The sequence below is a fragment of the Chitinophaga filiformis genome, assembly GCF_900102545.1.
In the GTDB taxonomy this organism is placed as follows: domain Bacteria; phylum Bacteroidota; class Bacteroidia; order Chitinophagales; family Chitinophagaceae; genus Chitinophaga; species Chitinophaga filiformis.
In genome coordinates this window covers 152,197-172,699 of the sequence record NZ_FNBN01000012.1, presented here as the reverse complement: position 1 = coordinate 172,699, position 20,503 = coordinate 152,197, and the positions used below count along the sequence as shown (strand labels likewise).

The following is a 20,503-nucleotide window of genomic DNA, read 5'->3' as shown; positions in this document are numbered from 1 at the left end:
ATCCGCGTTAATTACACAAGTGGAGAAAAAGCTATTTATTCTATTCCTGCTGGTATTCTTACCCGCTTTACTCAGGGGACAAACAAGCTCGTCACAATACCAGCTGACCAGGATAGATATTACTCAGGGACTTTCATCTAACCAGGTCAATTGCATCCTGAAGGATAGTCGCGGGTTCATGTGGTTCGGTACCATGTCGGGCCTGAACCGTTACGACGGTTATAGTTTCAAAGTGTTTCACCAGGCGCTCAGTGATTCCACTACCCTTTCTGATAACTTTATTTCCGGCCTCATGGAAGGCCCTGATGGCCTGCTATGGATCACCAACCGTAATGGCCAGAACATCTATCATCCTGACAAAGGGAACTTTCAGCAGGACATCCGGCCTGTACTCAGACAATACGGTATTCCCGGCGATTCTGTTGGCCAGATCATGAAGGACAAAGCCGGCATGTACTGGTTTGTCATGCCAAAGAATGGTCTGTTTGGATACACTCCTGCTGCACATAAAGCTACGAAGATCAACTTTAAGGCAACAGAGAACACTCCCCTTAGTTCCATTGCAGAAGACTCTGCCGGCAATATCTGGATACTGCATGCAGATGGGCTGCTGCAAAAAATGGATGGCCGCAGTCACGCGATAGTTTACCAGGTACAGATGCCTGAACAGGACGGCCGCAGCAAACAGCAGGACTACCAGATGATGGCCGACAGGGACGGCGATCTCTGGATCTTCAGCAATACCGATATACAGGGTATTTATTACTACAATCAACGCAACGCCACCTTCACACATTATAACCAGAATACTGGTGCGATAAGGCTTAATACGAATATTGTACGAGGTGTGGTACAGGATAACCAGGGCCTTATCTGGATAGGAACAGATCACGGCGGATTAAATATCATCGACAAACAAAAGCAATCCATACAGTACATCCTCAATAATAGTGAAAATCCTAAGAGTCTGAGTCAAAATAGTATCAACGCTTTATATCGGGATAACTCAGGCATCATCTGGATCGGTACTTATAAGAAGGGGATCTGTTACTACCACGAGAATATTGTCAAGTTCCCTTTATACCAGCACCAGGTATTTGCGGCCAACAGTCTCCCTTACGATGACGTCAACCGTTTTGCGGAAGACGCTAAGGGAAATCTCTGGATCGGCACCAATGGCGGTGGATTGATCTACTTTGACCGCCAGCATAATACCTTTAAGCAGTACCTGCACGAAGCGGGCAACCCCAATACACCCAGCGGGAATGTGATTGTGAGCCTCTGGATAGATCGTGCACAGAAATTATGGATTGGTTCCTATTTCGGCGGACTGGATTGTTTTGACGGCAGTCGTTTTATCCATTATAAAAACGATCCTGCCGATTCCAATAGTCTTAGTGACAACAGCGTCTGGGAGATCTTTGAAGATAGTCAGCAACGCCTGTGGGTCGGTACATTAGGCGGAGGCCTGAACATCCTTGACAGGGCCACCGGCAAATTCCAGCGGTTTAACAACAGGGTTTCTAACACCATGCGCTCTCTTTATATAGCATCCATACTGGAAGACAGGACCGGTAATATCTGGATAGGTACTGCAGATGGTATGGATGTCATGAATAAAGCAGGTAAGTTCACTCACTATGATACCGCAGATAAACAGCCCGATGGCCTGAGCAACAAGAATGTTCTCTGCATGTTCGAAGATAGCCGCGGACTAATATGGATAGGTACCCGCGAAGGATTGAACCTGTATGACCCTGCTACAAAAAAGATACGTATCCTCCGAAAAGAAGATGGTTTGCCCGACAATACTGTATTGAATATCCTGGAAGACAAGAATAAAACGCTATGGATGAGTACTGCCAATGGTATATCCAATCTCAGTATTCAGGGACAATCTGCGAAGTACACTTTCCACTTTAAGAATTATGATGAATCAGACGGCTTACAGGGGAGAGAGTTCAATGAAAACGCTGCTTTAAAAACCAGCAAAGGCGAACTGATCTTCGGTGGAGGTAATGGTTTCAATCTCTTTTATCCGCATTCCATTGCTATTAATCAGAGCATACCACCCATTGTCCTTACCGACTTCCAGATCTTCAATAAAAGTATGTCGCCCGGAGAAACCATCAACGGGCGTATCCTGTTGCAACAATCCATCACACAAACACAAAAGATCACATTAAAATACAGGGAGAATGTGTTCTCCATTTCCTTTGCCGCATTGAATTATTTCCATCCGGAGAAGAATCAATACGCTTACATGCTGGAAGGATTCAACAATGAATGGCTCACGGCAGATGGGAATCTACGCAAAGCAACTTATACCAACCTGGATCCCGGGGAATATACCTTCCGTGTAAAAGCGTCCAACAATGATGGTGTATGGACGCCGGCCCCGCTTGAATTACATATCACCATCCTGCCTCCTTTCTGGAGAACACCACTGGCATTCATGTTGTATGCCTTGTTCATTATAGGTGCACTGATACTGGCGAGAAGGATAGTATTGGAAAGGGAAAGGTTACGTGCCCGTATTGAGCAGGAGAAACAGGAAGCCCAACGCATACATGAACTGGATGCATTAAAGATCCGCTTCTTCACCAACGTCAGTCATGAATTCCGGACGCCATTGAGCCTGATCATCACTCCGCTGGAAAAGATACTGGGTAAGGGACTGGAGAATAACCTTCAGCAACAACTGGTGCTGGTGCAACGCAATGCACGCCGCTTACTGAATCTCGTTAATCAGCTGCTGGACTTCCGTAAGATGGAAGTACAGGAGATCAAGCTATACACCAGTGAAGGAGATATTGTCGCATTTATAAAAGAGCTGACCACCTCTTTCTCTGACCTGTCGGAAAAGAAACAGATACACCTGGACTTTCATAGCAGCATCAAAGAGCTGAACATGTTATATGATCCGGACAAAATAGAAAAGATCATCTTTAACCTGTTAAGCAATGCGTTTAAGTTCACACCGGAACAGGGGAATATTTCTGTGGATGTTCAACTGCAACAGGGTTCGGTATTGGCTATTATGGTCAAGGATAATGGTATCGGCATTCCTTTAGAACAGCAGGAACGGATCTTTGAAAGGTTCTTCCAGCATGATATTCCGGGCTCTATGGTCAACCAGGGCAGCGGCATAGGTCTGAGTATCACACGTGAATTTGTAAAGCTGCATGGTGGTACCATCTCTGTTGATAGTGCCCCAGGTATGGGTAGTTGCTTTACTATCCTGTTGCCTGTACAGGGCATCTCCGGTAAACCTGTCACTACAGCACCGGAGAAAACAGCGATCATGTCTGCCGCTCCTGTTACAGTGGCAGCCCCTGTAACATACGCCGGCAAGAAACCGGTTTTGCTGCTGATAGAAGATAGTGAAGATTTCAGGTTCTATCTCAAGGATAACCTGAGTGTGCACTTTCATATCATTGATGCGCCTAATGGACAGGTAGGATGGAACATTCTCCAGCAAACAGTTCCCAACCTGGTAGTCAGCGATGTGAACATGCCTGAGATGGACGGCCTGGAGCTTTGTCGCAGGATACGGCAGCAGCAACGCCTGGCGCATTTGCCTGTCATCCTGCTCACGGCACGCGCTTCAGAAGAAGATCAGCTGGAAGCACTGGATAACGGAGCTACGGATTATATCACCAAACCATTCAACTATGAGGTGTTATTGTCGCGTATCCGCAATATCATCACACAACAGGCATCACTGAAGAAAACTTTCCAGCAGCATATTGACGCACACCCGGAGGAAATAGCCATCTCTTCACAGGATGAGTTGTTTATCCAGCAGGCCTTACAGATTGTTGAGAAGAATATATCCAACCCGGATTTCTCTGTAGAAGAATTGAGCCGCGAACTGCATATGAGCCGGGTATCTGCGTATAAGAAACTGTTATCCCTTACAGGGAAAACACCGCTTGAATTCATACGTTCCATTCGTCTGAAAAGAGCGGCTCAACTACTGGGCAAAAGTCAGCTGACGATAGCAGAAGTAGCGTATGAGGTAGGATTCAATAATCCTAAGTATTTTGCAAAATATTTCAAACTGGAATACGGCGTGTTACCTTCAGCTTATAAGAACACTTAAAACTGATTGCTATGCAAGCATTTCTCAACAAACTGGACGGTCATCTGGCAAGTAAAAGAGCTGCTTATTATGCTACCTTACAACCGGGACTTTCAACAGAAGCAATAACAGCACTTGAAAAGGAGTATAATGTAACGATTCCTACAGACCTTCGTGCATTATACCAATGGAAGAATGGGCAACGTGATGATTCTTATGAGGCATTTGTGAATAATTCCATGTTCCTTTCATTAGAGCATGCCTTAGCCACAGCCAGGGAACACACTTCCATGATAGGCACTGACTTTGAGTTGGAGAACTGGTGGCATCCTGCATGGATTCCCATCTTCGATAATGGTGGCGGCGATTGTGTCTGTTATGACACTGCCGGGGTATTTACCGGTATCCGCGGACAGATCATTGAGTTCTGGCATGCGGACAATGACAGGAACACTATTGCTCCTGATCTTACCAGTTTTATTACTTCCCTTAATCATCTATATGACACTACTGCTGCTGAAGATTTCGATGAATACTTCGAGGTGAAGGCACCTGAGGGATATCCCAAAGGCAATTATGCAGGAGAAGCTTAATGATCAGTAAAGCGTTTCAGGGAGATTGTATGTCCTTACTTCGCCGGAGTTGTGCGTCACTAACAACTGATGTTGTTTATTCAGCGCCACTGTGACAATCTCTCCTGCATAGTCAATGACGTCGCGGGGATTAGTGGTAGGCCGGCCGGCCATGTCGTAAGCTCTGATCTCACAACCTTCGGGCACGAGCTCTCCGGTACAGTTCAGGCTCTCCCTGTCTATCAGTAATAATCTGCCAAAGCGTGTAAATGTCAGCAGTGTCTTATCATTCAGATATAAGGCTACATACTCAACACTGTCACCATCGTCTATAGTAGGGTATTCGTTTCTTTCTGCAAACAATTTATCACTTTCCAGGACAGCGGTCTTTTTTACTTCCGGGAATGAGAACAATTCAATTCCATCTTCATGATGAGGCGCTGTGACAAATTCCTTCCCATCAGGAGAAAAACTGCCCATGATCTTGTCATGGCACTCAGATAGTTCTTCGCAGCTGATCCTTCCATCTTCCAATCGCACGCGATAAAACAGGCTGGCATCTTGTCCGGCGGCGGCCTCGATGATCATAGCATGATTATCCGGTGTCGAATAGAACATGTAGTTATAGTCCTGGTTTCCATCCATCATCCAGGTGTCTATTACTTTAAAGTCGCATGCTCTGACAGTATATAGTATATCATTCTCCAATGCAGAACTACCTGGTATAATGAACCAGATCAGTTGTCCGTCGGATGAAAAAGCGCAAGGCGATCCGAGGAACTTCCCCCATGGCTCGTGCGGAAATGCCCACAGTAGATTGGCATCGAGGTCTAATATGCGTATGGTCTCATTGCCGGAAAGCGCCATCATCTTTCCATCCGGACTTGCAGTGATCATACAGTTGACGTAGTTGATCGTCTGCGCCTGCAGGTCTTTCTTCCAGACTACATTGAATGAGCTGTCAAGTCTGATGACATGCGGGTCTTTGTTGAAATTAAGCAGATAGCCGCCGTCCGCCAATTCTGTGATACAGATGGGGTTGGCTTCCAAGGCTAACCGTTGATGGATATTGAGTGTTATTTGTGTAAATATCTTTCCCATAACTGCTGGTGATGTAAGTTAATGGTAATATTCGAAATTTTAAAGCTCAGTATGGTACATCGCGATTAAAATTAATACTGTCCTGATCTACCCTTACAGATGTCTGCATCACACCTCCTTTGTACGAAATTCTAAGGGTAAGTTTGCTGTATCAACGCACCTAAAAACTACTGTTATGCAAAAGATCACTCCTTTCTTATGGTTCGATACCCAGGCGGAAGAGGCTGCAAAGCTGTATACTTCCCTTTTTAAAAATTCATCTATTGGAAAGATCAGCCGTTATCCTCCCGGCCTTCCCGGCCAGGAAGGAAAAGTAATGACGGTAGAGTTCAAGCTGGATGGACAGGACTTTATAGCACTCAACGGCGGGCCGCATTATTCTTTTACACCTGCAGTGTCTATGTTTATCAAATGTGAAACACAGGAGGAAGTGGATAAATTGTGGAATGCCCTTTCTGAAGGCGGTACCATAGAACAATGTGGATGGCTGCGGGATAAGTTTGGTTTGTCCTGGCAGGTAGTGCCGAATGGGTTACAGGAGTTATTGCAGGATAAGGATCCAGGTAGGGCACAGAGAGCCATGACAGCGATGATGAAGATGAAGAAGCTGGATATTGGGGTGCTGGAAGAAGCAGCGATGGGATGAGGTATTGCTTATGAGATAAAATAGAAAAGCCTGCCGGTTAAAGCGGCAGGCTTTTTATTGAAAGCAAACATTTGTTTATACTTTTTTCAAAGTCTTTTTTGACTTTGCGGATTTTACAGCTTTGGCGGCTTTAAATATCCTAGCGGTTCTATTATCATGATATTTTTTACTGGCCGGGAATCTTTCCTCCTGTACACCAATAAAACCAATTTCATCAAGTCTATAATAGTTATTATTTCCCATTGAAATAGTCTTAAAGTACGAATTTACAATTTTCTGGCAGCTGGAGTAAATATCCCCAATCTTCTCCCGTAAATAATTTCTGCCCCAGTGTATCCATGTAATGCTTTACAAGTTGGGTTTTCATTGATTCGAAACAAGGTCTATATCTTATAGTTCTTTCTTTAATTTTCGGATTTTCCCGTTAAAAAAATTCAATCTCTTTTCTAAAAACGCTGTAAGTTCATAAATGAACATTTATTGTGTCAAAACCGTACAGTCTGACCTATCCCCATTTCATAACCAGCTGATTAGTAACCAATAGAATTCCGGCATCTTCCTTGAACGCTATGCGGATATGATCTGATTTTCAAAACATTACTATGTTAAAAAATTATCTAAAAATAGCGTGGCGTAATCTTTGGAAAAACAAAAGCTTGTCGTTTATCAATATTCTCGGCCTGGCAATGGGGATGGCTTTTATTACGCTTATAGGTTTATGGATTCAGTATGAAACAAGTTTTGACTCATTTCATAAAAATGGAGATCGCATAGCTCTTGTGCAAAAGCATACGCTGTTTAACAATAACAGAAGCACTCAGGAAGCGACTCCCCTACCTTTATATTATGAACTGAAAAACAATTATCCTGAGGTAAAAAGGGTTACGCGGTTAACCACAAACGGAAACTATACCCTCGCAACGGGCGACAACAAATTCAACAAAAAAGGAAGATATGTGGATCCTGATTTCCTGGAAATGTTCTCATTTCCACTGGTGAGAGGTAATGTTAAAACTGCATTAACAGATCCTAATTCCATCATACTTACGCGGTCACTGGCAACCGCCCTGTTTGGCACAGCGGATCCGATCGGTAAGGCAATAAAAATGGATGGTGAGTTTAATATGCAGGTTACTGCGTTGATGGACGACGTACCTAAAAACTCTACACTGGACTTTGATTTTCTGGTGCCATACCAGTTTGTTATGGAGCAGTCTGAGTGGGTAAGAAGCAATACCGCCAATTGGAGCAATAATTTTCTTATGAATGTGGTGGAATTGAGAGAAGGCGCATCCATGGATAACTTCTCAAAAAAAATTGGTCCGTTGAATGTACAAAAAGATCCTCATCTGAAAAATCAAACTTTGTTCCTTCATCCTTTAAGCAAATGGCATTTGTACAGTGACTACAGAAACTGGGTAAATATAGGAGGTAAAATAGAATATGTAAGGTTATTTGGCATCGTTGGTATTTTCGTTCTGCTTATTGCAGGCATCAACTTCATGAATCTTTCAACTGCACGTTCTGAAAAACGGGCAAAAGAAGTTGGTATCCGCAAGGCTGTTGGCTCTCAGCGTAAGCAACTCGTGACCCAGTTTTTAAGTGAGTCTATGCTGACAGCCTTTCTCGCCTTTTTATTCTCTATTGGAATAATATACTTGTCGTTACCTTTTTTACAAGACCTGGGTTTTGAAAATATCAAACTTGATTTCAGCAACATTTCCCTGTTGACTTTTTTACTACTTGTTTGTATAGTGACAGGACTTCTATCTGGCAGTTACCCGGCATTATACCTCTCTTCATTTTTACCGGCCAGAACCCTAAAGGGAACTTTTAAACAACACCAAAGCGCCACTACCTTTCGGAAGGTATTGGTTGTTTTCCAGTTCGCGGTTTCCATCAGCTTAATCATCAGTACCGTAGTTGTTTTCCAGCAGATCAATCATGCCAGGAACCGGTCATTGGGTTATAAGCCGGACAACCTGATTTCCATTCATGGTACCGATAACCTTGCCAGAAATTATGTGGCATTAAAACAGGATCTTCTGAATAGTGGCTATATTGAATCGGTATCAAAGGCCTCACAACCAATTACAAAAAATGCCAACCGGTGGAGTGACTTCTCCTGGACCGGAAAGGAACCTAATACTGACATCTCCCTGGATGCGCTGATGACTGATTGGGATTTTGAAAAAACTGTCGGTTTACAATTTAGGGAGGGCCGTCCATTTTCAATAGATTACAAAACCGACTCAAATGCCGTGATTTTAAATGAGGAGGCGTTAAAAGTAATTGGTTACAAAGACCCGATTGGAAAGACAATGAAGTCGGGAAACCGGGTAGTAACTATTGTCGGAATAGTAGAAAACGTCATAATGGATGATCCCTTTAAACCCGTGTATCCTCAGGCCATCCTTTTCGATGGCAATGTCATCAATAATATTTTCCTGCGTTTAAAACCAGGCGTCGATCTGAAAAAAGCATTGTCTGCTATTCATACAGTTTTTAGCAGATATAATCCTTCGTTTCCTTTTGAATACAGTTTTGTGGACAAGGAATTCGGCGGGAAATTCGCCAGGGAAAAACAGATTGGTAAACTGGCCGCCATACTTGCAGGATTAGCGATCTTCATTTCCTGCCTTGGCTTATTTGGTCTTGCGATGTTTATGGCTGAAAGCAGAACCAAAGAAATAGGCATCCGCAAGGTATTGGGAGCATCAGTTCCGGGTATCTGGATATTACTGTCTAAAGAGTTTATCTATCTGGTAGGGCTCGCCTGCCTGATTGCCTCCCCTATTGCTTTTTTATTAATGAATAACTGGCTGCAAAAATATGACTACCGTATTAATATAGGCTGGTGGCTATTTATCGCGGTAGGGATGCTTGCCGTTATAATAGCCTTGCTGACTGTAAGTGCCCAGGCCATTAAAGCAGCAGTCGCTAATCCGGTAAAAAGCCTGAAGTCAGAATAATTTTTCCCCCTACATCCTCCCTGCTAACCCGGGGAGGCTTTTTATTTTCATCAATACATTCCCTACCCAATCTTCATCCTGCTCCTCCACTATAAACGTCCTGAAATTAAAACGAACACCCTCCTGTTCCACCCCAGGCGAATCGTCAATATGCAAATCAATATCGAATGCAGATGGCAGTTTGGATACAGAACCTGCCTGCCCCAATAATGCTTTATCATGTACTGTTTTGTTAATGACCTTATCTAGCTGTATACCATAAGACAGGAAAAGTCGTCTGATATAAGCCCGCGACCGCAGGGAAGTGGTGTAAATGTAAATTTTACAATCCTGCTCTCTTAATGCCCTCATTAATGTCAGGGTACCTGCCCTGAGCTTTTCACGGCTAACCAGCCGATGCCAGAAACGTTGTGGTTCTGTCGGAAATCGTTTCATGCCCGGGATCAGGGTGTCGTCAAGATCAAAAGAAATTGTCATCAGGTGCTTACTGCTTTGTCATGCCTTCCCACAAGTTACAAGACAATACGCTTCAATCCATTAACAGGGAATAAAAAATAAAATATGACAAAGTCAATGATTCCCGACTCCCCTTTTTGAACCCCTGCCTTAACAAATTATACCCTTTCTCTTATCAAACTTCACCTTTCCCCTCCCCATATGGTTAACATTTATACCCCTAATCAAAAACAATCCCGTCCCCTGGGTCTTAAACCGGACTGTTAAATTTGTCTCAACACGTTAGCAATAGAAACTATTGATAATATATTCTATCAGCTGCCAACAATAATTATCAGATCAATTCCATGGATATGAAGAAAAAGAGACTACTCCCGGTCCTGGCATTTACCTTTTGCATGCAGTTCTGCTATGCGGGAAAGATTGAAAGATTTAAGGATGGTTTGCTCGTACGGTTAGAAAAAACGACCACCGGAGGAGTTAAACAGGTAAGATTACAGGTAATTACTGACAACATTATCAGGGTAACTGCCAGCCCGGCAGATTCCATTTCCGGAACCCCCAGCCTGATGGCCGTGGTAAGCGGTACCCGGGAAGTAAAATGGACCAGTGAGGAGAAAAACAACCAGGTTACATTAAAAACAGGCACATTAACAGCCAGTATTGATCTGACTACCGGAGAAGTAGTATTCAGAGATCCCAAAGGACAGGTGATCCTGCAGGAAAAACAAGGTGGCGGAAAGACCTTCACTCCAGCCGTGATTGATGGGAAGCCGCTGTATAAATTACAGCAGGTATTTGAATCACCTGCCGGAGAGGCTTTCTATGGACTGGGGCAACACCAGACAGGATTAATGAACTATAAGGACCAGGATGTGGACCTCACCCAGTACAATTCTGTTGCCGTAATTCCCTTCCTGGTATCCAGCAGGCATTATGGTATACTCTGGGATAACTACTCCATTACCCGCTTTGGCGATGACAGGCCCTATGAAGAACTGGGCAGTTTACAGCTATCTGATAAAAATGGCAAACCGGGTGGCCTGACCGCTACCTATGCAATGCGTAATAAACCCGACAGCATCTTCCTGCAAAGACAGGAGTCGCTGATCGACTTTACCTTTCTGCCTGACCTGAAGAAAATACCTGCGGGTTATCCGATGGCCAAAGGCGTGATCACCTGGGAAGGAGACATTAGCTCACCGACCGGCGGACAGGAGAAATTTTTTATGACTGGCTCAGGTTACATCAAAGTATGGATAGACGGAGAGTTAAAACTCGACAAATGGAGGGAGGGATGGAATCCTGGTCCTTCCGTTTTCCGTCACCAGCTGGATAAAGGAACAAAACACCGCCTAAAAGTGGAATGGATCCCTGAATCCGACCAGGCATTTGTTTCTGTAAAACACCTCTCTCCTACTCCTGCCAGGCTGCAAAACAAAGCAGCGCTGACCTCAGAGGCCGGCGAAAAAATAGACTATTATTTTGTGTATGGCCAACAGACAGATGATGTCATCAATGGCTATCGTGCTATCACCGGTAAAGCCGCCATTGTTCCAAAGTGGGCATTAGGTTACTGGCAAAGCCGGGAACGTTATAAGACACAACGTGATGTGATCAGCACTGTCCAGGAATTCCGCAAAAGGCAGATCCCTCTGGACAATATCGTAATGGACTGGTCTTACTGGAAAGAAGACGCCTGGGGTAGCCAGGAATTCGATCCTCAGCGGTTCCCGGATGCAAAAGGCATGATAGATTCCCTGCACAATATCTATCATACCCACTTCATGATATCAGCCTGGCCAAAGTTCTATAAGGATATTCCAAACTATAAGCTCTTTAACGATAAAGGCTGGCTCTATAAACAAAGCATTAATGATGGTATCAGGGACTGGATTGGCCAGGGATATGTATCTACTTTCTATGATGCTTTCAATCCCGGCGCCCGTAAGCTGTTCTGGCAACTGCTCAGCAAGCACCTGTTCAGCAAGGGTGTGGACGCCTGGTGGCTGGATGCTACAGAACCAGATGTGCTGTCCAACGCTACTATCGACTACCGCAAACAGTTAATGAATCCTACTGCGCTGGGACCATCCACACAATATTTTAATTCCTATGCCCTCATGAATGCAAAAGGTATTTATGAAGGTCAACGCCATGAGAAACCTGATCAACGCGTGTTTATCCTGACACGTTCCGCTTATGCAGGTATGCAGCGCTATGGAGCTGCTACCTGGAGCGGAGATATTGCCGCACGCTTTGATGAACTGGCGAGACAGATACCTGCGGGACTGAATTTCGGTTTATCGGGTATGCCTTACTGGACAACAGATATCGGAGGATTTTATGTAGAAGATAAATACGACCAGCCTGATCCACAGGGGGCAGACCTCCAGGAATGGAGAGAACTGAACACCCGCTGGTTCCAGTACGGTTCATTCTGTCCACTGTTCCGCTCGCATGGACAGTATCCTTATCGTGAACCATTCAACATTGCGCCGGAAAATAGTACCGAGTTGAACTCAATGGTCTATTATGATAAGCTACGTTATCGTTTGATGCCGTATATTTATTCCCTTGCAGGACAAACCTATCATCGTGGATACACCCTGATGCGTGGATTGATCATGGATTTTGACAAGGATACAGCTGTCAGGAACATCGGTGATCAGTTTATGTTTGGTCCTGCGCTGCTGGTAAATCCGGTATATACTTATAAAGCTCGCAGTCGTAAACTATATCTCCCTGCCAATACCGGCTGGTACGATCTTTACAACGGCACTTATAATGAAGGTGGACAATACATAACCGCGGATGCTCCGCTGGATAGAATCCCCGTATATATTAAAGCAGGCAGCATTGTTCCTTTCGGTCCCGCTATACAGTACACTGCACAGCGTCCGGCCGATACGATCACTCTTTATGTATATACAGGAGCTAATGGAAAATTCGCACTCTACGAAGATGAGGGTGTCAATTATAATTACGAGAAAGGACAATACAGTACCATCAATCTCACATACGATGAAGCTGGCCAGACGCTGACAATAGGCAAGCGGGAAGGCAATTTCCCAGGCATGTTGCAACGCAGGACCTTCCGTATTGTGAGAGCAGGAAAAGATAAACCAGTGAACATGGACTTCGACAACAGGAATGCAACCGTTGTAACATATGATGGTACAGAGAAAAAGATATCATTAAAAAATTAACCACTACATGAAAAAAAAGAATTTTTAACAATTAACACGTTGTGAATTTTATTCACGTTTGACCATCTATAAAAACATCCCGTAACTACTAACATTCTAACATTATGAAAACTGCTTACAAAATCAGAGATTTTGTGACTGCCTGCATGATTCCCGTTTCATGCGGATTAAGCAGCGTGCTGCTGATGGCGATGCTGTTGCCCGTCAACGTAGCAATGGCGCAAACAGCTAAAAGAGCGCTTTCCGGCAAGGTAACTACCGGAAAAGACAATAGCCCGCTACCCGGCGCCAGCGTACGTATTAAAGGCACCAACAATGGCGCTATTACCGATGCCAACGGAAGCTTTAATCTCCAGGTAAGCGATAGCGATTCCCTGGAAGTAACACTTGTAGGTTTTACCAAACAGGTAATCTCTGCAAGAGGTAAAACATCACTCACCGTCAATCTTTCCGAAGGCGCTACCGGTCTGGATGAGATCGTGGTGGTAGGTTATGGTACCGAAAAGAAAAAACTGGTGACCGGCGCTATTGACCATGTGAACACCCAGCAGCTGGAACAGAACCACGCGCTACGTGTAGATCAGGCCTTACAGGGACAAACACCGGGCGTACAGATCACCGCTACTTCGGCTCAGCCGGGAGAAGGCATGAAAGTGCGCATCCGCGGTACGAGCACTGTAGGTAACGCTGATCCTTTATATATCGTGGATGGTGTACCTACTTCCGATATCAGCTACCTGAACGCTTCAGACATTGCTGCTATGGATGTGCTGAAAGATGCAGCATCTTCTGCTATCTATGGTGCAAGAGCCGCTAATGGTGTTGTACTGGTTACCACCCGCAAAGGCCGTGCAGGAAACATGAAAATGTCTTATGACTCTTACTACGGCATACAGAATCCTTCACATAAAGTATCTGTGCTCAATGCACACGACTATGGTGTGATCATGAACGAAATGGCCATCAACTCCGGCTCCGTTCCTTATTTCACTATGGACCAGCTCAGCAAACTGGGCAAGGGTACTGACTGGCAGGAAGCGATCTATAACAAGAAAGCTCCGATGCAGAACCATTCCCTTGGATTCGCTGGTGGCAATGAGACTTCTGTGTTCTCTTCTTCCGTTGCCTATACAAAACAGGATGGTGTGGTCGGCTTAAAAGATCAGTCCCAATACGACAGGCTCTCTTTCCGTATGAACAGCGAGCACAAAATGTATAAGGACATCGTGATATTCGGCGAAAACGTGACCTACACACAATCCCGTAAAAGAGGTGTTGGAGTGGGCAATATCTACGCCAATGCTCTCCGGTCGGCGTTCACAGTAAGTCCGCTGTTCCCTGTATACAATCCTGATGGCAGCTACGCTAAATCTACTTTCAACGTACAGGAAGCGAACCCGGTAGCCGTAATGGATTATCAGAACCAGAACAAATCCAAGACTGACCGTATCATGGGTAATACCTACCTGCAGGTATCTCCAGTTAAAGGACTGACATTACGTACCGACTTCGGTATTGATGTGAGCAATAACGATGCAAGAAGTTATACGCCGATATACGACCTGTCTACCAACGTGGTGAATGAGCATTCCCGCGCTACACAGGGCATCTACCGCACACATACCTGGAACTGGGATAACACTATCAACTACCAGCGTGATTTCGGTAAGCATAATATAGGCGTACTGGTAGGTATGAACTCCAACGAAACAAAAACTTCTTACCTGTACGGTTACAAACAGGACCTGACCAAAGAAGGACTGGATAATGCCGTTATAGACAACGGTACTACAGACAGTACACAACGTATTTTCGGTGCAGACAGTTCTGCTACACTCTATTCTTATTTCGGACGTATCAGCTATTCTTATGCTGACAAGTATATGTTCACCGCTGTGGTAAGATCAGATGCATCTTCCCGTTTCGGACCGAACAACCGCAGAGGTACTTTCCCATCCTTCTCTATTGGCTGGGTACCTACCAATGAAGATTTCTTCAAACTCTCCTGGCTGGACTTCCTGAAAGTACGTGCTGGTTGGGGACAGAATGGTAACCTTCCTACAGGATATTATCAGTACCTGTCTACCATCTCTACACAATACCTGGGTTATTATTTTGGCAGCGGCGACCTTCCTTTTATAGGTGCAGCGCCTGTCAAGATATCTAACCCTGATCTGAAATGGGAAACTTCAGAACAGGCCAACGTGGGTATTGATGCGACACTGTTCAGAGACTTCAACCTGACAGTAGATGTATATCGTAAGACAACAAAAGACTGGCTGGTACCAGTGAATGTACCTGCTGTTTCCGGTGCATCAACAGTATTGATCAACGGAGGTAATGTGCGTAACCAGGGTGTGGAGGTTTCCCTGGGTTATAGTCATACTTTCCATGATCTGACAGTAGGTGTAAATGGTAATATCGGTGTGAACCGTAACGAGATCACCGATATCCCCAACCGGGAAAAGATCATCAACGGATCTGGGGGCATCACCTACGCAAGTATGCCGGAATTTTACCGCGCACAGGTGGGCTTCCCGATGGGTTATTTCTACGGATATAAGACAGCAGGCATCTTCCAGAATGAAAATGAAGTAGCTGCCTATGTAAGTAAAGACGGTAAGAAAATACAGCCTAATGCCCTTCCTGGTGATGTTCGCTTCCAGGACCTCAATGGAGATGGCGTGATAGACAGCAAGGATGAAACGCAGATCGGTAATCCTTATCCTAAGTTCACTTATGGTCTGAACTTCAACCTGGGATATAAAGGATTCGATTTCTCGGCTTCACTGTATGGTAACTATGGCAACCAGATCTGGGATGGAACGCATGATTTCTCCAGTCCGCTCAGCAACTATAGTACAGAAATACTGGGTCGCTGGACTGGTGAAGGCACCTCTAACCGCATTCCGCGTGTAACAGATGGCGCTGAACTGAACCAGAACTGGATCCGTTCTTCTGATCTGTATGTACACAATGCGTCTTTCCTGCGTGTAAAAAGCCTGAACCTGGGATATGATTTCAAAAAGGTATTACACACATTGCCTTTACAGCAGCTGAGATTATACGTTTCTGCTACCAACCTGTTCACCTTTACACCTTACAAAGGTGTAGATCCTGAAGTAGGTTATGGTCCTACCGGATGGGCTTCCGGTATAGACCTGGGTACTTATCCGCAACCTAAGACAGTACTGGTTGGTCTGAACGTTAAATTCTAATCCGGTAAATCAATCCACATGAAAAAGATCTTCGCTTCCATTATAGCAATAGCACTCTTTGCTGCCTGCAGCAAAGACTTCCTGGAGCTTTCGCCTGTAGATGAACAGACGGAAACATCCTTCTATCAGACACCGGCACAGGCCTTACAGGCACTGGTGTCTGTATACAGCCAGCTCAATATCGGTGACTATGACAACATTCACCTGGTATCAGAAATAGCCAGTGATGACTGTTTTGGTGCCGGCGGTACTTCTGACCTGGTATGGAAACAGTGGGACCGTTTCCAGGAGGCATCCAATATGAACCTGGGTCTGTGGCAGAGAGGTTACACTGGTATCTACAGAGCCAATGTATTGCTTTCCAAAATAGATGGTGTGAACTGGGGTACTGACAGCACTCTCAAAGCCACCTATACCGCAGAAGCCCGCTTCCTGCGAGCGTACTTCTACTTCGACCTGGTACGTGTATTCGGCAATATTCCGCTGACTACTAAACCGCTTACCGTTTCTGAATATAATATGCCGCAGGCGACTCCGGCTGATGTATACAAACAGATCGCTGAAGACCTGCAATATGCAGCCAATAACCTGCCTGCTACTGCATACCAGGGTATCTCTCCCAACAATTATGGCAGAGTAACCAAATGGGCGGCACAGTCGCTGTTAGGCCGCGTATACCTGTACTACACCGGTTATTATAATCAGCCGGACCTGGCAGGTGTTGTTACAAAAACACAAATGATCAGCTACCTGGAGAATGTCATCAATGCAAGCGGCTACGGACTGGTAGACAGCTTCCCACGCTTATGGCAGGCATCCGGTAAATCTTTTGTGGGAGAAGACAATAAGGAAACGGTGTGGTCTATCAAATTTACTTACAAAGGACTGGGTAACTGGGACCAGCATAATGGCAACCGTATGCAGGTGGATATCGGTATCCGTAGCCAGGTGATTGGCCCTTACTACAAAGGATGGGGCGCCGGCACTGTTACACCTAAATTATGGAATGCCTACGATGCTACCGACACCAGAAGAGGCGCCAGCATCATCTCTATCGCAGATGAAAACCTGACCGCATATTCTGTCGGTGATCAGGCACAGTATACCGGTTATTTCTGGAAAAAATATATGCCGTTGAATGATGGCAATGCAGATAGCAAGGGAGGTAACTTCCAGATCGACAACTATTTTGATGATATTATTATCCGTTATTCAGATGTTCTGTTAATGGCTGCAGAATTGAATCTCGATGTTGATCTATCCAAAGCGCAGAACTATTACAACCAGGTACGTGACAGGGCTTTCCTGAACACTACCAGTCGTAAAACACTGACCGGCGATGCCAATGGTAAGAAGCTGATCATGGAAGAACGTCGCCTGGAATTTGCACTGGAAGGATTACGCTACTGGGACTTACTGCGTCAGGGTATAAGCGTTGCCAAAGCTGCCATTGACAATAGCAACTCCGATAATCAGTTCGATGTGAATTTCCGTACGGAAACACAGGGACTGTTTAAAATCCCTGAACAGGAGATCAATCTGTCAAGCGGCGTCTACAAACAAAATGCCGGCTGGGCTAACTAATGTCGAATCATTCAAAAAACTGCATTATGAAAAAGTTTATCACCTTATCCCTGCTTGCATTATCAGCTATGCTGGTATCCTGTACAAAGGAAGATGAAGAAAGCCTTGGCGGACCATCTATCGCCAAGAGCGACGTGAAGTTCTCCGTTACACAGGAACAGGGACATGACAATATAGTAATGTTAAACAGCCTTACACAAGGTGGTTATATCCCCTACTGGGAATTTACCGGTGGTTTCTCCAAAAAGAAACTGGATACGATCAATCTGCCTTTTGCGGGAGACTATACCATTCGTTATACTATCTATACACAGGGTGGCCCATTAGCTGATTCTACCAAGATCACGGTGTCAGAAAATGATCCTGAATATTTTTCCAGTCCTATGTGGAACCTGCTTGCCAATGCGCAGGAAGGCAAGACATGGGTATGGGCATCTGATATTCCCGGAGGTATCTGTTATGGTAATGGTTCCGGCGGAGCAACAGCACCTGAATGGTGGCAGAACGGTATCGCCTATCTGACATCACAGGGCGTAGCTGCGGATGAAATGACCTTCGATCTGAAGGGTGCGAAAAACTATACGTTTACGCATGGGGGTACCTCGCAGAAAGCACTGTTCGAATTGGATACTTTAAATAAGACTTTGAAGATAACAGGTAGTGACATCAGCCTGGGCAACAAGGTTACATATGTGATTGTAAAATTGACTGCCGACGAACTCACCCTGGCACAGCAGGGTGATGGCTGGAGAAACATCTGGATGTACAAAAGGAAGGGATTTAATTATTAGTTTACGGGATTTAAGATGGAAGAGAAAAGGGATGAGGTTTCGCACTTCATCCCTTCTTTTTTTTTGAAAAAAGTTGAGAAGAAATTTTGAGATGTGGAAGAAAGATGTAACTTAGTGATAGAGAAAAACGCCACCCCTGATGATCACACGTCAGGGGTGGCGTTTTTTTATAGTGATATGTTCAGGATGAAATACCATTGTTTAAATTAAAACCTGTGGAATGCACTTAGATCATTATTTGTTTAGATTAACTTCAAAAACCAAAACAAAGACGGATTATGAATTTACTAGTATTGGACCAAAAGGATTTATTAAAAAGACCATACGGTTTACACTGATGGGACATAACTGTTATAATCTTGCATTTGGCGAAATAAATGCGCAAACGGGTATTATAAATGACAATGTCAATTCAGGGAACAATGACCCAGAGATGATATTAGCAACTGTGGCTGCAGTGGTTGAAAACTTCACAACAGAACATCCTGAAGCGTTCATATATGCAAGAGGCAGTACACTCTCAAGAACAAGATTATATAGACTCTGTATTACTAAGTATTGGAAAGATGTTACCGATCAATTTGACATCTTCGGATTTCAAAATGGCGAATGGCAAGATTTTATCCAAAATCAAAAGTACAGTGCATTTCTCGGCACAAGAAATCATTTAAAATAATAAACAAATTTAAAATCATCATTCATGGAAAATGTAATCTCGAACGGGCAAAAAAAGGGAACCTTCAAGGCTGATCGTTTACTACGATCAATCACGCTTGAGGAGGCCTCAAATTGTCCTTTTACAATGAAAAAACACAACGAAGCGGTAGCTATGCTAACCAAGTATCCTATTCCTGAAGAAATACTACTTAGAAAGAAACTACAAATGAATAACTCCAGATACTAAATCTATCATCCATGGAAAATGTAATTTCAAAAGGACGAGAAACAAGGATAGCCGAATATTTAATAAAGAATAATATCATGGTTCCGACAGAGCCTGATATGACTCTTGAAGAAATTTTGGAGATATGTCCATTTACAAGAATGAAGTATGAGCAGGCGAAAGCTACATTGGAAAGATGTCCATTTCCTAAGGAACTATTGCTTAAAAAATAATTCATTCATTAAATCATCATTCATGGAAAACGTAATCTCAAAAAAACAAAAGACAGGTACTCCCGAAAGAAAAAATAATATTATGGTTCCTATACGGGCCAGATATGACTCTTGAAGAAATTTTGGAGATACGCCCTTTTGCAAGGAAAAAGCATGAGGAAGCAGAGGAAACATTAACAAAGTATCCTGTGCCAAGGAGTTACCAGAAAAGTTAGGGCTTACTTCCGGCCCTCAACTATAGCATAAAAAAATCATACTAAAACAACTATAAAAAGAAAGGCGCCTCTTAAACGAGACGCCTTTCTTTTATTTAACAACTACTGTATCTATCTGGTAATCATTCTCCCCGGAGACAAATTTCAGGTAATAAGTACCAGGAGTCTTTTCTGTCAGTTTATAGGATGCTTTCCTTTCAGGAATATCCATGGTACACATACAACCCTTATACACTGCTTCTACAGTGATGGTACGTGTGTTGCCGCTTTTCTTTTCATTGAACTTGTGAAACTGTCCGCAGCCATTGTTTACGTTAAAATAAACGGTAGTAGCGCCATCTGTACCGGCCGATGCTTTATCGATCCTGGTAACATGGACTTTCTCATATTTTACGCAATCCTGCGCAGGTGCATTCTTCTTGCTACATCCGGCCATGACAACTACAGCCAGGGAAATAAAGGTTAATGATCTTCTCATGAAAATTAATTTAAGTCCCTTCCCTGTTTATGGAAAGGGAACTGTAACCTTAACGCATGAG

At 44.1% G+C, this 20,503-nt stretch carries 14 protein-coding genes; 10 read left to right on the top strand and 4 right to left on the bottom strand.

Annotated features, from left to right (window positions below; all coding sequences use genetic code 11):
* Positions 1-19: 19 nt before the first annotated feature.
* Together BLR32_RS31380 and BLR32_RS31375 are read left to right on the top strand one after the other, a co-directional pair.
* Positions 20-4,105: a hybrid sensor histidine kinase/response regulator transcription factor gene (locus BLR32_RS31380; protein WP_089838189.1), complete on the top strand. Its 4,086-nt coding sequence runs from the start codon at positions 20-22 to the stop codon at positions 4,103-4,105.
* Between the two features lie 11 nt (positions 4,106-4,116).
* Positions 4,117-4,677, top strand: a complete 561-nt coding sequence (locus BLR32_RS31375) for an SMI1/KNR4 family protein (protein ID WP_089838187.1) — start codon at positions 4,117-4,119, stop codon at positions 4,675-4,677.
* 3 nt (positions 4,678-4,680) lie between these two features.
* Here BLR32_RS31375 and BLR32_RS31370 read toward each other — a convergent pair whose 3' ends face one another.
* Positions 4,681-5,757, bottom strand: a complete 1,077-nt coding sequence (locus tag BLR32_RS31370; protein WP_089838185.1) for a WD40 repeat domain-containing protein — start codon at positions 5,755-5,757, stop codon at positions 4,681-4,683.
* A 175-nt stretch (positions 5,758-5,932) separates the two neighbouring features.
* On the opposite strand from BLR32_RS31370, the gene BLR32_RS31365 reads away from it, so the two are divergent.
* On the top strand, positions 5,933-6,403 hold the full coding sequence (locus BLR32_RS31365; RefSeq protein ID WP_089838184.1) for a VOC family protein: 471 nt from the start codon (positions 5,933-5,935) through the stop codon (positions 6,401-6,403).
* A gap of 75 nt (positions 6,404-6,478) precedes the next feature.
* Here BLR32_RS31365 and BLR32_RS34190 read toward each other — a convergent pair whose 3' ends face one another.
* The gene (locus tag BLR32_RS34190; protein WP_176842495.1) at positions 6,479-6,646 is read right to left on the bottom strand and encodes a hypothetical protein; all 168 of its coding nucleotides are present in this window, start codon (positions 6,644-6,646) and stop codon (positions 6,479-6,481) included.
* A 359-nt stretch (positions 6,647-7,005) separates the two neighbouring features.
* Here BLR32_RS34190 and BLR32_RS31360 point away from each other — a divergent pair, with 359 nt between their 5' ends.
* Positions 7,006-9,375 carry an ABC transporter permease gene (locus BLR32_RS31360; RefSeq protein ID WP_089838182.1) on the top strand — a complete coding sequence of 790 codons (2,370 nt, stop codon included), beginning with the start codon at positions 7,006-7,008 and terminating at the stop codon, positions 9,373-9,375.
* Between the two features lie 9 nt (positions 9,376-9,384).
* Here BLR32_RS31360 and BLR32_RS31355 read toward each other — a convergent pair whose 3' ends face one another.
* The gene (locus BLR32_RS31355; protein WP_089838180.1) at positions 9,385-9,852 is read right to left on the bottom strand and encodes a hypothetical protein; all 468 of its coding nucleotides are present in this window, start codon (positions 9,850-9,852) and stop codon (positions 9,385-9,387) included.
* Between the two features lie 332 nt (positions 9,853-10,184).
* On the opposite strand from BLR32_RS31355, the gene BLR32_RS31350 reads away from it, so the two are divergent.
* The 6 genes from BLR32_RS31350 (at position 10,185) to BLR32_RS31320 (ending at position 19,749) form a co-directional block, all read left to right on the top strand.
* On the top strand, positions 10,185-13,040 hold the full coding sequence (locus BLR32_RS31350; protein WP_089838246.1) for a TIM-barrel domain-containing protein: 2,856 nt from the start codon (positions 10,185-10,187) through the stop codon (positions 13,038-13,040).
* 104 nt (positions 13,041-13,144) lie between these two features.
* Positions 13,145-16,258: a SusC/RagA family TonB-linked outer membrane protein gene (locus BLR32_RS31345; protein WP_089838178.1), complete on the top strand. Its 3,114-nt coding sequence runs from the start codon at positions 13,145-13,147 to the stop codon at positions 16,256-16,258.
* A gap of 18 nt (positions 16,259-16,276) precedes the next feature.
* Entirely contained in the window at positions 16,277-17,842 is a 1,566-nt protein-coding gene (locus tag BLR32_RS31340) for a RagB/SusD family nutrient uptake outer membrane protein (RefSeq protein ID WP_089838175.1), read from the top strand.
* A gap of 26 nt (positions 17,843-17,868) precedes the next feature.
* On the top strand, positions 17,869-18,633 hold the full coding sequence (locus BLR32_RS31335; protein WP_089838173.1) for a hypothetical protein: 765 nt from the start codon (positions 17,869-17,871) through the stop codon (positions 18,631-18,633).
* A 220-nt stretch (positions 18,634-18,853) separates the two neighbouring features.
* Positions 18,854-19,309, top strand: coding sequence for a DUF6934 family protein (locus BLR32_RS31330; protein WP_089838171.1), 456 nt, complete (start codon positions 18,854-18,856; stop codon positions 19,307-19,309).
* A 239-nt stretch (positions 19,310-19,548) separates the two neighbouring features.
* A complete protein-coding gene (locus BLR32_RS31320; RefSeq protein WP_089838167.1) occupies positions 19,549-19,749 on the top strand; it encodes a hypothetical protein in 201 nt (66 codons plus the stop codon).
* A gap of 306 nt (positions 19,750-20,055) precedes the next feature.
* Here BLR32_RS31320 and BLR32_RS31310 read toward each other — a convergent pair whose 3' ends face one another.
* On the bottom strand, positions 20,056-20,442 hold the full coding sequence (locus BLR32_RS31310) for a hypothetical protein (protein ID WP_143011660.1): 387 nt from the start codon (positions 20,440-20,442) through the stop codon (positions 20,056-20,058).
* Positions 20,443-20,503: the final 61 nt, after the last annotated feature.

Bases quoted from the DNA above. Each gene is read 5' to 3' on its own strand.
- BLR32_RS31355 (WP_089838180.1), bottom strand. From the start codon at position 9,852: ATGACAATTTCTTTTGATCTTGACGACACCCTGATCCCGGGCATGAAA.
- BLR32_RS31360 (WP_089838182.1), top strand. From the start codon at position 7,006: ATGTTAAAAAATTATCTAAAAATAGCGTGGCGTAATCTTTGGAAAAAC.
- BLR32_RS31345 (WP_089838178.1), top strand. From the start codon at position 13,145: ATGAAAACTGCTTACAAAATCAGAGATTTTGTGACTGCCTGCATGATT.
- BLR32_RS31335 (WP_089838173.1), top strand. From the start codon at position 17,869: ATGAAAAAGTTTATCACCTTATCCCTGCTTGCATTATCAGCTATGCTG.
- BLR32_RS31310 (WP_143011660.1), bottom strand. From the start codon at position 20,442: ATGAGAAGATCATTAACCTTTATTTCCCTGGCTGTAGTTGTCATGGCC.
- BLR32_RS34190 (WP_176842495.1), bottom strand. From the start codon at position 6,646: ATGGGAAATAATAACTATTATAGACTTGATGAAATTGGTTTTATTGGT.
- BLR32_RS31340 (WP_089838175.1), top strand. From the start codon at position 16,277: ATGAAAAAGATCTTCGCTTCCATTATAGCAATAGCACTCTTTGCTGCC.
- BLR32_RS31365 (WP_089838184.1), top strand. From the start codon at position 5,933: ATGCAAAAGATCACTCCTTTCTTATGGTTCGATACCCAGGCGGAAGAG.
- BLR32_RS31330 (WP_089838171.1), top strand. From the start codon at position 18,854: ATGCACTTAGATCATTATTTGTTTAGATTAACTTCAAAAACCAAAACA.
- BLR32_RS31375 (WP_089838187.1), top strand. From the start codon at position 4,117: ATGCAAGCATTTCTCAACAAACTGGACGGTCATCTGGCAAGTAAAAGA.
- BLR32_RS31370 (WP_089838185.1), bottom strand. From the start codon at position 5,757: ATGGGAAAGATATTTACACAAATAACACTCAATATCCATCAACGGTTA.
- BLR32_RS31350 (WP_089838246.1), top strand. From the start codon at position 10,185: ATGAAGAAAAAGAGACTACTCCCGGTCCTGGCATTTACCTTTTGCATG.
- BLR32_RS31320 (WP_089838167.1), top strand. From the start codon at position 19,549: ATGGAAAATGTAATTTCAAAAGGACGAGAAACAAGGATAGCCGAATAT.